This is a genomic window from Mucilaginibacter sp., from assembly GCF_036568825.1.
Taxonomy (GTDB): Bacteria; Bacteroidota; Bacteroidia; order Sphingobacteriales; family Sphingobacteriaceae; genus Mucilaginibacter.
The window spans coordinates 150,287-167,162 of sequence record NZ_DATCRU010000061.1 but is presented as its reverse complement, the minus strand read 5'-3'; the positions used below and the strand labels follow the sequence as shown (position 1 = coordinate 167,162).

4 protein-coding genes are annotated in these 16,876 nt (G+C 43.4%); all 4 read left to right on the top strand.

Features of this window, described 5'->3' with window-relative positions:
• The first annotated feature begins 337 nt into the window (after positions 1–337).
• The 4 genes from VIM89_RS13430 (at position 338) to VIM89_RS13415 (ending at position 16,618) form a co-directional block, all read left to right on the top strand.
• Entirely contained in the window at positions 338–5,134 is a 4,797-nt protein-coding gene (locus VIM89_RS13430; RefSeq protein WP_488156676.1) for a T9SS type A sorting domain-containing protein, read from the top strand.
• A 392-nt stretch (positions 5,135–5,526) separates the two neighbouring features.
• The gene (locus tag VIM89_RS13425) at positions 5,527–9,090 is read left to right on the top strand and encodes a T9SS type A sorting domain-containing protein (protein WP_488156675.1); all 3,564 of its coding nucleotides are present in this window, start codon (positions 5,527–5,529) and stop codon (positions 9,088–9,090) included.
• 263 nt (positions 9,091–9,353) lie between these two features.
• Positions 9,354–12,887 (top strand): beta strand repeat-containing protein, encoded by a 3,534-nt coding sequence (locus VIM89_RS13420; RefSeq protein ID WP_488156674.1) that lies wholly within the window; start codon positions 9,354–9,356, stop codon positions 12,885–12,887.
• 122 nt (positions 12,888–13,009) lie between these two features.
• Positions 13,010–16,618 (top strand): T9SS type A sorting domain-containing protein, encoded by a 3,609-nt coding sequence (locus VIM89_RS13415; RefSeq protein WP_488156673.1) that lies wholly within the window; start codon positions 13,010–13,012, stop codon positions 16,616–16,618.
• Positions 16,619–16,876 lie beyond the last annotated feature (258 nt).

The following is a 16,876-nucleotide window of genomic DNA, read 5'->3' as shown; positions in this document are numbered from 1 at the left end:
GCGAAAGGGTTGTCATTTAAATATGGCAACCCTTTTTATTTTTTAAGCCGAGAGTTATTTTATGGGTTTCTTAATATCAATTAGTTTTCAACATATTATCAACAAAATATATTATAATTAATTATAAGTTAATCAAAAAATACCTCCGTTCCGGTCAAAAAACTTCTTTACATAGGGTTTTAGGAACATCTGCAAATCAGGCAATTAAGATCATCAAAGCTTATTTAACTTAAAATAAAACGAAAATTCCTTACTAATTAACATCACATATTAACCCTTAGGAAATATGTAACTAAATTTAGTTACATTCGTATAGCCGAATCAAATTGTTGTTATTGTGAAAAAATATCTACCATTTTTACTATTTGCCCCCTTATTATTTCTGAATACTATAGATGCCCAGGCCCAGACGCCCAGTATTTCCTATAGTCCATCGTCAAACGCTTATACTGCTAATGTTACTATTAGCAAATTGACGCCCACAAACTCAGGGGGGGCTGTACCAGCCACTGTTTATGGCGCTGTTACCACACTCGCAGCCGGAGGATCTCTTAATAGTCCGAGAGGAGTAGTCGCAGATGGATCCGGGAACGTTTATGAAACCAATATTGGAACTAATCAGATTTATAAGGTCAGTTCCACTGGTGTAACCACTCTGATCGCCGGTTCAGGAACAGCAGGCGAATCCGATAACACCACAGGGGCTTCAGCTCAATTTAATGACGTGTGGGGTATAGCCTATAACGCCGCAGCAGCGTGTCTTTATGTCAGCGATTATTCTGGCAGTACCATCAGAAAGATAAGTACAACGGCTCCATATGCTGTTACAACACTTGCCGGCACATCAGGCCACCAGGCCGAACTGGATGCAGCCGGTTCAATAGCTGCATTTAACAGACCTTCGGGGATGATATTTGACGGCTCAACCTACTTGTATGTATGTGATTATGGCGGCAATACTATAAGAAGAATTGCCGTATATACAGGCTCAGTTACAACTATTGCCGGGCTGTCGGGTGCGCCCGGTGAAGTAGACAATACTACCGGAACCTCGGCCAGGTTTAATGGACCAAGAGGTATAACCTATGATAGTGGTAATTTATATGTTACTGATAACGGTGGCAATACCATCAGAAAGATCAGCACAACAGCACCTTATGCGGTTACTACACTGGTGAACTCAGCAGCGGGTCTTTCAAGTCCTGAAGCTATAACCGTATCTGGCCACGTTTTGTATGTGGCTGATCGTGGTCACAATATTATCAAAAGGGTATTTTCAACAGGTTCAATAGCCAGCTTTGCGGGCGATGGTTCATTAAATGAGCTGGATGGTACAGGAACAAATGCTGAATTTTATGCCCCGTACGCTATAACAGCCAATTCAGGCACTTTATATGTTGGGGATAGTAAAGCCACATCGTCTACCGTTCGCAAGATTATTGTAACAGGCTATACCATTAGCCCATCCCTGGGCAATGGGTTAGGCTTTAATGTTACAACCGGCGTTATACAAGGAACGCCAACTACAGCTTTTTCATCTACGGTATACACTGTGACGGCCTATAATACAACAGGGGCATACTCCACTAACGTTACCCTATCATGCCAGGCAAACAATCTCCGCCCTAACATCAACTACAGTCCGTCGTCATATGCATTAACAATAAATACAGCAATATCACCGGCAATCACGCCTACAAATACCGGCGGTGCAGTACCATCAAAAGTGTATGGCACGGTGACTACATTTGTACCTGCATCCTCTCCTATCTATAATCCTAAAGGGCTTGCCATAGACGGTTACGGAAACATGTATGAAGCCGACTACCAGGGGAATGCCATTTATATGGTCAATTCGAGCGGTACGACAACGTTAATAGCCGGGACAGGTACAGCAACTGAAAGCGATAATACAACGGGTACGTCAGCTACCTTCCACAATCCATGGGGTGTTGCTTTTGACCCGGCAGGTTATATCTACGTAAGTGATTATTTAGGTAGTACGATCAGAAAAATAAGTACTACTGCGCCATATGCGGTTACTACATTAGCCGGAGTATCCGGACTTCCGGTAGAAACTGATGGTATTGGAACTGCTGCTCACTTTAACCATCCTACAGGTATTGTATACGATGGTACTACCTATTTATACGTTTGCGATAATGGAGGCAGCACTATCAGAAGAGTTAATGTAAACACCGGCGCTGTGGTGACTATTGCAGGCGCGTCGGGCTCAGCATCTGAGGTTGATAACTCCACAGGAACATCCGCAAGATTCAATGGCCCTATAGGCATAACTTATGATGGGTCCGGCAACTTGTATGTAACTGACAACGCAGCAAATACGATAAGGAAGATAAGTACAACTTCTCCATACGCTGTTACAACTTTTGTAGCGTCAACAGCAGGTCTATCTGCTCCACAGGGACTTACGATTGATGCATCAGGATATGTAGAAGTAGCAGACGCCGGAAACAATAAGGTAAGAACAATTAGTCCTACCGGTCTCGTTTTCACACTTGCAGGCGATGGCGTGCAAAATGATTCAGATGCGGTTGGTGCACTGGCTGAACTTTATACCCCAACGGCCATTGTTGCCGATTACTCCGGATATTTATATGTCGGTGACGACAGGAATGCAAGTTCATCTATCCGCCAGATTGCCTTACTTGGTTATGCGATCGTTCCGGTTTTACATACCAATCTTACATTTAACACAAGCACAGGAGCTATTGCGGGCACCCCGAATGTTTACTTCGCGGCAACTCAATATACGGTTACAGCATTTAACGCATCAGGCAGCAGCAGTTTTGTGGTAACATTATCCTGCGGTAACTCTAATGATTGGCTTGGCACCACAAGCAGCGTATGGGGATTGGCATCCAACTGGAGCAGGGGTACTGTCCCTGTTGCAACTGATGACGTGCAGATAGGCGTAGTAACTTTTACCAATCAGCCAACAATTGATGCAACTACAGGCAATGTAACTGTCAACTCTATAACTTTCGGCGCCGCAAAAGCACCGACATTAACAGTTAACAACCCGGAAACTTTATCAATTACCGGTTCGATGACCGTAAATACCGGATCAACAACTACTATTACCGGAACAGGGTTAGTTAACATGTCCCCTACCTCAACAGTAAATGTAACCAGTACCGGTACCCTTGCCCTTACAATGTCTGGGGGAGGACAATTCACCCTGCAATCAGACCCGACAGGTGATGCCGCTGTGGGACAAATAGCTGCAAATGCTATCACAGGAACAGTTACTGTTCAGCGTTACCTGACCGGCGGTGCGCTCACCTATAGGGGTAATCGTTTCTTGTCCTCGCCGGTTTACAATGCTACAGATGGCAATGGGAACCATATCTATAGCATCAACTACCTGAAAAACTCGATGTATCTTACCGCAACGACCACAAACGGCGGTTTTGATAATACGGTAGCAGCTAACCCGACTCTTTATATTTTCCGAGAAAACTTAATCCCTGACAACAGTACTTTTACAGGAGGCAACTTCAGGGGTATCAATAATATTTTATCTGATCCAAACTATATCCTGGATGTAGATGGCGGTCCATATAATATATTAGCAGGTAATGGTTTCCTCTGTTTTTTCAGAGGAAACAGGGCATCCGCCTCTTTTGCTACTGAAACAACCACAACTTATGTACCGCAACCGGTTACTTTAAGTACCAGCGGGACATTAAATGAAGGACAAATTGTGTTCCGCGACTGGTTTACTCCTACATCAACAACATTAAGTTACTCTCCGTCAACACCAGCGGAAGCAAAGGGATTTCAATTAATAGGGAACCCTTATGCGAGTGCCATTGACTGGGATACTTTCCAAACCACTACATCTACTCAAGGCATGTATGGAGTAAATGTATCAAACACAATATATGAGCTTGATGCCGTGACAAAAAGTTATGGGTCTTATGTAGCAGGTTCGAATGGAGTGGGCAGTGCAGCGTTTGTAAGCAACGTAATATCCAGCGGGCAAGCGTTCTTTATAGTAGCTACCACAACCGGCGGTCAGTTTATTATTAACGAATCAGCCAAAACGACCAAACTCAATACCGGAAATAAGTTACTGGAAAGCACAAAGCCTATTACGATGATCAATAACCAGTTTATAAGATTGCAACTCGTGGGTAAAGATTCTACGGTGGGTGATCAAACCATGATCAGGTTTAACAATATGGCTACAGGCAAGTACACCCGTGGTTTAGATGCTGCCTTTATGCCTGGCTTGGGCGAGGCAAGTCTATCGAGCAAATCAACAGATATGGTTGATCTTTCGATAAACAATATTCCATTCCCTAAACAAAATGCCGAGGCTGTAAAACTTAATTTCAGTGCAGCTAATAGTGGCAAATACACCCTTACCCTGAGAGACCTGGTACAAGTACCTCAATTGTATGATATATGGTTGAAAGATGCTTACAAAGCAGACTCCGTTAACCTACGGCTTAACAAAACCTACAGCTTTGATGTTAATAAGACAGACAGTGCCACTTTTGGCGCCGGACGCTTTACCCTTGTTATCCGTCAAAATTCTGGATTAGCCTATCAGCTGTTAAATTTTGCGGCTAATAAAGCAACAACTTTGCGTCAGGTTGACGTAACATGGGCAACGATGAACGAAGGTAACTATACCAACTTTACCGTTGAGCGCAGCATTGATAACGGTAAAACATATCAGATACTGGGCGGCGTGAAAGCAACCGGTGCAGGCAGCTATAGCTTCCTGGATAGCAATCCGGTGACCGGTACAAGCCTGTACCGGCTGCAGCAGGAAGATATAAACAATACCATCTCCTACTCTAAAATAGTAACGATTCAATACTCAGGCTTGAGTAATCAGCTGGCAGGTGGAAAAATCAATGTATACCCTAACCCGGCTAATAGCACGATCAACCTTGCAATAAACGAAAGCACTGCTAACTCTTCTGTTTACCGTATCAGTGTAATGAGCAGTTCGGGCCTTGTAGTAAAAGATATTACATCGTCACAATCGACATGGCAGGGTAATGTAAGCGATTTACAACCCGGCACCTATATGATACGAGTTATTAATAACAAAACACAAGACCTTGTAGGCGAAAACAAATTCGTCAAATTATAATTTTACTTCCTAAAAAGAGATAGCATGATTGGACCAATCATGCTATCTCTTTTTTATTTTCACCCCTTTCAAAGTCTGAGATCAGGCAAATTCTTCTCAAATCAGTGAAATTTGATTAACTATTTTTCAACATATACACATTTTTCAACAATTTAGTTAATTACTGATTAACCTACTTGCATTATCTATTAAGCAATATTCGACTCATTTATTAACTATTATTTTTCTAGTTAATTATAGCTACAATAAGCCTCTTTGAAATTAACCTATAGGCAATTATTTGACTGATAATCAGATAGTTACAACCAACACCATTCCATTACCGTATAAAAAAGGCGATACAAAAATTCTTAGTTTTGAGTTAATATTCCCTAACTAATAAACTTATTGTTGTGAAAAAACAATTCAAGTATTCGGTTGCAGCCTTATTACTATTCACACTATCGATAAATGCGAAGGCACAGGCACCAAACATCTCCTACGTCCCGTCAGCTTACGTTTTTACTTCCGGAACAGCTATAAGTACAATATCCCCGACAAATACCGGTGGAAGTGTACCTGCGAATACTTATGGGCAGGTTACCACCTTTGCGGGCAACACAAACGGCAACAGCGGTACCGGTAATGGCACAGGAACAGGTGCCAGGTTCAATGGCCCACTGGGTATTGTTGAAGATGCTTCAGGAAACCTGTTTGTAACCGATGGGAACAATAGCACTGTCCGTAAAATCACACCGGCCGGAGTGGTATCTAACTTTGCTACGGGTTTTAATACTCCCGAGGGAATCGCAATCGACGCATCAGGCATACTGTATGTGAGTGATTATGTAACTGGTGTGATTAAGAAGATAACACCGGCAGGCATTGTATCAACCTTTGTTACCGGTCTTACTGGTCCGGCTGGCCTGTGTTTTGATAATTCAGGAAACTTACTGGTCGCTGATCAGGATGCAAACCAGATCAAGAAAATAACCCCTGCCGGGGTAATAAGCATATATGCCGGTTCAGGCGCCCAGGGCCCTAACAACAGCACAAATGTGCTTACAGCAAGATTTAATAATCCGATGGATGTACAGGTTGACGCAGCAGGAAACGTGTTCGTAGCTGATTATGGCAATAACGAAATCAGGGAAATATCAGCATCTAATGGAGTAACAACTTTTGCAGGGAGTACAACTAACGGAAGAACAAATGGTACCGGGACTGCTGCAAGATTTTACCAGCCGACCGGCATTGCCATGGATGGTGCAGGTAATTTTTATATTGCCGACTATGGAAATAATGAAATAAGAGAGATCACTCCTGCCGGTGTGGTTACATTAGTGGCTGGAAATGCCGGGGGCAATTCAGGCACCACTAACGGTATAACCACTGCCGCAAGATTTCATAATCCTATTGATTTATGCATAGATGCCTCAGGTAACGCCTACATAGCCGACTATACCAATAACAACATCAGGCTGATGACGCTGAGCGGCTATGCTATAGATAATACACCGCCTAATAATTTAACTTTTGACGCCACTACAGGTTCTTTTTCGGGCACGCCTTTAAGCCCTTTCACAGCAACAACCTATACTGTAACTGCCTACAATTATTATGGCAGCAGTTCAACAACAATCAGCCTGGCCTGTGGTACAACGCGCACCTGGGACGGCTCAAGAAACACAGACTGGGGAACAGGACAAAATTGGAGCGGGAACACGGTCCCTAACCAATACGATAATGTTCAAATAGGTACTTCTGCTTTTACCAATCAACCTAAAATAAATACTGCAGTAACCGTTAACAGTATCACTTTTGGTAAAGCGGCCTTTTCATCCCAGGTAACTTTATCCATGGCCAGCGGGACTTCGCTTACTGTCTCCAAAGGTATTACGGTTAACTCTGGCGCTACTCCCACTATTGCAGGTGCCGGTACCACGCCAACCGTAACCTTGCAACCAGGTTCCCTCGTTACTATTACAGGCACAGGAACCCTTACCCTGAATACGCCTCTGAGTGTTACCCTGCAGTCTGACGCTACCGGCGATGCTTCTATTGGCCCGACAGTGCCCGGAGCAATTACCGGCACTGCAGCAAGCTCTATCAATGTGCAACGATATCTATCGGGTGGAAGTGCAATTAACCGTGGATACAGGTTATTGTCTTCACCGGTTTCTAATGGTACCGATACGCACAGCAATAAAGTTTATAGTATCAATTATCTAAAAAATTCGATCTATCTTACTGCAACTACTACCAACGGCGGTTTTGATAATACGTCACCTGCAAATCCAACCTTATATCTATATCGTGAAGACCTTTTAACGGCATCCGGCGCAACATTTACAAGCGGTGACTTCAGAGGCATAAATAACATCAATTCCTCACCAAGCTATACTATTGACGTAGATGGCTCCGGGTTCTATATACCGCAGGGCAACGGCTATTTATGTTTTTATCGCGGCAACAGATCCGACGATTCGTTTACTAATGAAACAAAAACTACTTATGTGCCTCAGCCAACAACATTAAGCACCAGCGGTACTTTAAATATAGGGCAGGTGCCTGTAAAGCTATGGTTTACACCAACTGCCAGCACTTTGAGCTATACTGATGCGGCTCCGGCTAGCGGAAAAGGCTTTAACCTGATGGGTAACCCTTATCCATGTGCCATAGATTGGGATACCTTCCAAACATCATCTACAACATCCGGAATTTACGGAACAAATACCATTGTAGGCTCCACTATTTATGTATTGGATCCGGTAAGTAAAAACTTTGGTACTTATACAGCTAACTCAGGCGGTACAGGAACACTTGGTGCTACAAACGTTATCTCGAGCGGGCAAGGTTTCTTTGTGCTGGTTAGCAACACCGGCGGTCAATTGATCTTTAACGAGTCGGCAAAAACGACAACTTCACAAAATACGGGAACTAACCTGTTAATGGGGAAACCGGCAAACGTAGCCACTGCTCAATATTTAAAATTGAGGCTTGCCAAGGATTCAATCAGTACGGATGAAACAATGATCAAGTTTAACAGTCAGGCTACTCTTAATTATAATGTAAGTACAGATGCTATATATAAAACAGGTTACGGTGCGGTAAGCATGTCGAACCTATCAGCAGATAATATAAACCTGGCTATCCACAATGTGCCATTGCCTAAACTACAGGCACAAACTATTGGCCTGAGCGTAAGCGCAAACGCTACTGGTATTTATAGCATTTCGCTTAAGGATATCGTTTCTGTTCCGCGCCTTTATGATGTTTGGCTGATGGATAATTATAAAAAGGACTCGCTGGATATGAGGCAAAACATCACCTACCAGTTTTATCTTAATAGGACCGACACCTCAAGTTTTGGCAGTAAACGCTTTACTCTGGTTCTTCGTCAAAACCAGGCCTATGCATATCGTCTGTTGAATTTTAATGCGACTAAAGTGCCTGAAGCACGCCAGGTGCAAGTTGTTTGGAATACTATGAATGAAGAAAATTATACCAATTTTACCGTTGAGCGCAGCACGGATAATGGAGCCACATTCAGCGTACTTGGTGGTGTAGACGCAACCGGAGCCGGTAAATACAGTTTTGTTGATCAAAGCCCTTCGATAGGTACAAATCTGTATCGTCTGAAACAGGAAGACATCAATAATACGATCAGCTATTCTAAAATAGTAACTATTCAATACGCTAATACGAATACTAATCTTGCAGGTAATAACCTGAGCATATTCCCTAACCCGGTTAGCAATAATATCAATGTGGCAATAAACGCCCAAAACAATACAGTAAGTCTGTACAACATCAGATTTATGAGCACATCCGGACGCCTGGTAAAAGAAGCAACTACATCGCAGCCAAGCTGGCAGGGAACTACCGAAAACCTGCAACCCGGAACCTATATTATACAGGTATTTGACAATAAAACCCAAAATCTTGTTGGCGAAAATAAATTTGTCAAGCTGTAAAACCCAATTAGCCCTCTGCTTCATTAGATAATAAGAGCCTCGTGAAAATGAGGCTCTTATCATTTATGGTCGATAATAATTTTCTCATTGGTTAATAAAACTGGCCTAAAGTCAATAAAAACAGGTTCAAAATACCGTGAAAACACGGTATAACTTTTCTCAAAACGCAACGTACAGTTATATTAATAGGTAACCATATTGTAAGTTTTCCGTTACAATGAATAGAACGAACTTTTAGTTACCCCATTAAAATAGCCGTTCCCATGAAACCTCTTAACAAGATCACTTTCGTCGCCTGCATTTTGCAGTGTTTATTTTTGCTAAAAGTCGATGCAGCAACCATTGATTGGAAAGGCACAACCAATTCAGATTGGGGTACCGGGACTAACTGGAGCTCCGGTTCAGTTCCCGGTTCTGGTGATGCCGTCCAGATAGGGGTTGTGTCATTTACTAACCAGCCAACTTTAAATTCCGGCACAACCACAACTATTGCAAGCCTTACTTTCGGTGTAACAAAAAATATTACGCTCACTGTAAATAGCGGGTATACACTTGCAGTAACAGGCAACATTACTCAAAATCCCAGCAACAGCCTCTTACCAAATTCCGGGACTTTGATAACCACGCTTGCAGGAGCAGGATCAATAACCTGTGCTTCTTTCAATGTCGGGAATAGCACAACATTTCTGGCGCTTGGCAATACAAATAACCTCGATGTAGTTTCAACTATCTCCAGTTTGCATATTTCAGGGAATGTTGCAATTAATTCGGCTAATTATGCGGTTCTTTTTGCAGGGTTCTCCCTTAACAATGCTTACTTTTCTTTACAGGGTGGTACTACGATAATAGACGGTACGATTCTAACTGCAAACACAACCGGTGGAATTTTACCGACCATATATGCGACCCCGGGCTTTAGTGTTGATATGCCTTCAGGCTCGGCCTTAAGCCCCGTTTTGCAGCTTACCAATGCTGCAGCAATAAATACATCAAGCCAGGCCGGGACAATCGATTTTTATAATAACACGGGAGGTACAGGCACGAGTACGGTTTATTATAATGGGACAGGCAACCAGGAAGTTTACACCAATACAACTGCCGCATTAAATACAAGTCCAAGTCTGTATCAAAACCTGATCTTTGCCGGTTCCCTCACTAAAAAAGCAGATGCGGGCAATGTTACTGTTGCCAATAATCTTACGCTTTCCGCACCGGGCATAGAAACTGTTGACTTTGCAACAAATAGCCCGGTGGTTACCATAGGCGGCAATTTTGTATCGAACAGTGGTGCAACACTCATTCAGGGCGGTACAGGCACGATGACAGTTACCGGCACTTCGAGCAATGGCGGTACACTCAACCAGACGGGAAGCGGTAATATCACATTTACCGGGGCATTGACCAATGTGGCAACAACAGGTATAATATCTCAAACGAGTACAGGGGCAATTACCTCATCCGCCGGCTTTACTAATGCCGGAACTTATACTCAAGGCAGCGGTTCAACAGGAGGAATTTCCATCACGGGGGCTTTAAGCAACAGCGGGATCATAAAACAAACAGCCGGCAATATCACTGTAACCGGAAATGTTACCAATACCGATACATTAAGTTTAGGAACAGCGAATCTTACCATAAGTGGTAACTACAGCAATACCGGGGTGTACTTACAAAGCACAGGTACTACCCTGTTCAACGGTTCATCAGCAGAAACATTGCAGGATGCCAGCACTGCAGGCACAAATTTTAATAATGTGAGCTTTAGCGGCGCAGGGGCCAAAACCATGTCATCAGGTGCATTCTCCGTGTCCAGCACAGGTATACTGACAATGATTGGCACCAATAGTGCCCTCGCAAGTAATGGGAACCTAACCCTGAAATCAGATACAATGGGGTCGGCTACGGTGGCAGCAGTACCTAAAGGTGCCACTATTTCCGGAAATGTCAATGTACAACGGTTCATGTCCGGTGGGGTTTTAGCACGGCGTGGTTACAGGCTGATGTCATCTCCTGTTAACCAGGGAAGCAATATTTACAGCCTTAATTACCTGATCAACTCCTGTTATCTTACCGGAACCAACGGACCGTCAGGAGGCCTGGATAAAGCCGGTAATCCTACACTGTATCTTTTCCGCGAGAATATGGCGCCCCAGTACACCACTTTCCTTAACAGCTGCTTCAGGGGGATAAATAATATTTCAACCGCCCCGCTTTACGGTATGGATGATTCAACTTATCCAACTGCCAATATACCTATCGGAAATGGCTATCTCTTCTTTTTCAGAGGAGACCGGAGTGCCGCGTCGCTTGCCACAGAAACAACCCCATCATATGTTCCGGTACATGCAACTCTAACCGCTACGGGGACACTCAATATCGATACGATCACGGTAAGAGAATGGTACACGCCATCAAAATGGACCCTCGGATACAGCACTACTATGGGGAATGATAGCGTACGCGGATACAACCTGGTAGGAAATCCTTATGCAAGCTCTATAAACTGGGATACCTTTCAGACTGCCTCCAATACGACAGGCATCTACGGCAGTTCGATGAAAAACAAGATGTATGTGCTCGATGAGGTTACCAAAACGTTCGGCTCATACATTGCAGGTTCTGGCGGTGTTGGCAGCCAATCCTTTGTAAGTAATATAATTGCCAGCGGACAGGGCTTTTTTGTTGTGGCTAACTGCTCCTGTGCACGTCTTACTTTTAGTGAATCAGCTAAGACCAATACATTACCATTAGGGACTAAACTGCTGATGGGCACTCCCTTGATAACCACTAATAATCAATACCTGCGGTTGCAATTAATGGGCCAGGATTCGACAATTGGCGAACAGACATTGATACGGTTTAAAGATAACGCCCCTATGACTTATGATGATGATTTGGATGCTTATTATAAACCAGGTCTCGGGGCTGCAAGTTTATTAACCCTGTCGCAAGATAATGCCGGCCTTTGTATCAATACAATTCCGCTCCCGGGAACCAAAAGTGAGATGATCAGACTAAATGTAAATGCTACTGCCGGTGGCTTATATTCACTGAGTTTAAGGGATTTGGTGGCAGTTCCGCAACTATATGATATATGGCTGATGGATGCTTATAAAAAAGATTCATTGGATATGCGCCAAAATAAAACCTACAGCTTCAATATCGATAAAAGCGATACAACAAGCTTTGGAAGCGGCAGGTTTATATTGGTAATTCGCCAAAACCCAGCCCATACTTACCAATTGCTGGCATTTTCAGCTATTAAAGTAACGGGAGCTAAACGGGAGGTCCAGGTAGCGTGGTCGGCAGTAAATGAAGGGAATTATACAGCCTTTACTGTTGAGCGAAGCATCGATAGCGGAAGTACTTACCAGGTACTTGATGGCATAAAAGCCGCAGGACAAGGCTCTTACAGTCTTCTTGATAACAACCCCATTATTGGCGCCAATCTTTACAGGCTTAAGCAGCAAGACATAAATAATGCCATTTCTTATTCCAAAGTGGTTACCATTCAATATTCGGACCTCAGTGGTGACGAATTGGGGAATAATATCAACATATACCCCAATCCGGTGAACAATAATATTAGCCTTAATATAGCCGACACATCTTCTGTTTCTGAAACTTACGATATAAAAGTTATCAATACTTTAGGTCTTATCATCCAGGAAAAAACAACTTCGGGGGCAAGCTGGCAAGGAAATACGGCCAATTTACAGCCAGGAACCTACATTTTACGCGTATTTAACCACGACACACAAAATCTTATTGGCGAAAGCAAGTTTGTGAAACTGTAATAAAGTTTCAGGCAATTTATTTCTCAAAAATTAATATGGCATACGGTTTGTCTTAAAACTGTGGGGGGCAATGGACTTACCACATTTCCCATAAGTTTATTAAGAACCAAATCTATCCGAAATTGAAACAGTTATTACATACCCTGATCGTCCTGGTTTTATTGAGCAGCTTCGCGCAAGCCCAGCTTCCAAATATTACCTACTCTTCGTCATCTCCAACGTTATCGGTTGGAAGTCCTTTTAGTGCGACTATCACCAACACAGGCGGCCCAGTTCCGGCTACTCTTTACGGACAGGTGACTACGCTTGCGGGGAACACGAATGGCTATTCAGGTCACGTTGATCTTCCCGGTACCAATGCCCGTTTTTGGGATATGGAAGCCGTGACAGGCGACGCAAATGGTAATATTTATGTTGCTGAATACTCTAGCAACGATATCCGCAAGATTACCCCGGCAGGTGTAGTAACAACCATTGCAGGAAGTGTAAACGGTTATGGAGGCAACCAGGATGGAATTGGCACGGCAGCATTGTTTAACGGTCCGGATGGTATTGTACTTGACCCTACAGGTACCACCTTATACATCGGTGATTATGGCAATAACTCTATACGGAAAATGGACCTTACTACCGGTAATGTAACTACCTGGGTAACGTTAGTTGTAGGTGCTTCGGGTTTAAGCTTTGATAGCGCCGGTAATTTGATTTGTGCCGAACAGGATGCCAATCAGATACAGAGTATTAATCCTGCAGGTGTGGTAACCACCATTGCCGGTAACACCGTCCCACAATATATAAACGGAACAGGCTCTGCTGCACGTTTTTACATGCCGAATGACGTACAGGTGGATGTATCAAACAATGACGTGTATGTAGCTGACTACCTGAACAATGCTATAAGAAAAGTAACATCAGCAGGAGTTGTAACAACATTTGCCGGCACTACAGATTACCAATATACCCTGCCTGAATCTGTAACCTATGCAGATGGTGTAGGTACAGCCGCGCGCTTTAACAATCCTACCGGCGTAGCAATGCTGGGTAATGTAGTTTACGTAGGCGACCTTTTAAACTTCTGTGTAAGAAGTATATTACCAAATCAGACTGTGGCAACTGTAGCAGGCAGTCCTGCTCAATATGGTTGGGCCGATGGTACAGGTGCAGCAGCAAAATTTGGCCATCCGGTAGATTTGTGGATCGATAATACCGGTATAGGCTACGTGATTGACGGTGCAATGAACAACATCCGGAAAGTTGTATTGACAGGTTATACCATTACACCTTCAGCACTTCCTGCCGGTTTAGTCTTTGATCAAACATCAGGGACCATCAGCGGCACACCAGCTGCAGGGTTCTTACCAACAACTTATACAATTTCCGGGTTCAATACCTCCGGTGTCTCAACCACAACTATTACTTTATCGTGCCTAAACAACTGGCTTGGCAGCACATCAGGCGACTGGAATACTCCAGGTAACTGGAGCGCAGGCCACGTACCTGTAAGTGGTGAAACAATTCAAATCGGTGTAGCTCCTTATACAGGCGGCGCTTATCAGCCAATAATCAGCAGCAGCGTTTCGGTTAGCTCAATTCAATTTGGCGCAAACAACACTCCTGTTTTAACCATTAATTCAGGTCAAACCCTGACTGTATCATCCGGCATACAGGGCAATACATCATGCTCAGCAACTATCGCCGGACCAGGTAACCTTACTTTAGGCGGAACTTCAGTAATTAATGCTACCGGCTCTATAACCGCTTCATCAAACCTGGTGATCACGCTGTCTGCATCATCTACATTAACCAACAATGGTACATTCACGCTAACATCTGATGCAAACGGTTCAGCCTCAATAGCTGCTATTCCTTCAACCTCAAGTGTTTCAGGGAACATATCAGTACAACGTTATATGAGTGGTGTTCGCGGATACAGATTGGTGACATCCTCTGTATATAATGCTACCGCAGGTGGCAACAATATTTATAGCATCAATTACTTGCTTAACTCTACTTATATCACCGGGACAAACTTTGCAACTACTGCTACCAGTAAACCAGGTAATCCATCTTTATACCTGTATCGTGAGGATATTGCACCATTGGGTACTACCTTCCTGAACAGCAGCTTCCGCGGTATTGCTGATATCAGCGCAGCGCCTGATTACATGATCAATATCGATGGCGGTCCGTTTAATATTCCGGTTGCTAACGGTTACCTGTGCTATTTCAGGGGCGTAATTGGTACAGCAACACCATATGTTTCGGGTTCACCAGCAACAGCGGGTGCAGTTACTTCTGTCGGAACTTTGAACCAGGGCACCATAACTTTTAAAGACTGGTTTACTCCCACTAATGGTAACTTAAGCTATACATCTGCCAGCCCGGTAGGTACCATTGGGTTTAACTTAGTGGGTAACCCATATCCAAGTTCAATCGATTGGGATAAATTTAGCCAGACTTCAAGCACCAACGGTATCTACGGTCCTAACGTAGCAACCTATATCGAAATGCTTAACCCAACTACCGGTTCATATGGTGTGTATTATGCAGGTTCAGGTGCGGGTGGCCCGCTTAATACCAATGGCGCAAGTAACGTTATTCCAAGCGGTGAAGGCTTTTTCGTGGTAGCTTTAAATAACGCTGCTACTTTAACCTTCAATGAAAGTGCTAAAACTACTGCGCAAGTTACAGGTACAAGTCTACTGATGAGCACAACAGCACAAGCCCAGGTTAATAATCAGTACCTGAAATTGCAGCTATCAAAAGACAGCATCCACAACGAAAACATCGTGATCCGTTTTAATGAGAGCGCAAAAACAACATTTGATTTCGGTGCAGATGCACTATATATCAGAGGTTTCGCTCCGGTAAGCTTATCAAGCTCATCAAGTGATCATGTTGCTTTGGCCATCAACCAACAGCCATTGCCAAAACAAGCAGCTACCAGGGTTGGCTTAAATATAGCAGCTACTGCATCTGGCACTTACACCATGAGTTTGAAATCGCTGGCTGGTTTGCCAAAATTGTATGACATCTGGCTGATGGATAATTACAGGAAAGACTCTGTAGATATGAGAGTAAATCCTTCTTACCTGTTCGATATCGACACTAAAGATACCGCAAGCTTTGGGAGCAACCGTTTTGTAGTGGTTGTACGCCAAAACCAGGCATATGCTTATAAACTGATCGACTTTGCAGCCAACAAAGTAAACAATGTTCGCCAGGTAAATGTGGTTTGGAATACCAAAAACGAAGGTAACTATACCCGTTTTACTGTTGAAAGAAGTATAGATAACGGCACAACTTATCAAATATTAGGTGGCGTTGCCGCAGCTGATCAGGGCAATTATAGCTTTCTTGACAAAAATCCGGCTAACGGTACCAACCTTTACCGCCTGAAACAAGAAGACATCAACAATAACATCTCTTATTCAAAAATTGTAACCATACAGTACGCTAATACAAACAATATTATTAGCCGTAACCTGAGCGTATATCCTAATCCTGCAGGAAGCACTGTTAACCTGGCTATATCAGCGCAAAACTCGGATGCAGGTGTTTATAATATCAGGATTGTAAGCAGCACCGGCTTAGTAGTGAAAGAGGTGATCTCCTCACAAGCTTCATGGCAGGGAAATATCAGTAACCTGATGCCGGGCACTTATGTAGTACGGGTGATGGACAACAAAACCCAAAGCTTCGTAGGCGAAAGCAAGCTTATCAAACTATAACATACCACATATTAACCATTCACGGATGCTGCAGTGAGAGTTTCATTGCAGCATTTTTTATTGACACGATTGTTGGATTATCGGGATTTTTAAGATTGAATGCTTAATTGTACCGATACCCATTCGTACCAGTAATAACCTGTTTATAGCTTGACCCGTAGGGTCTACCGCTTTGTAGAAAATTAAAAGCCATGTCCTTGCCTCGCTAAAGGCTACCCTTCTACTGCATGACGGGTATCGAATTTCAAATTACGTACG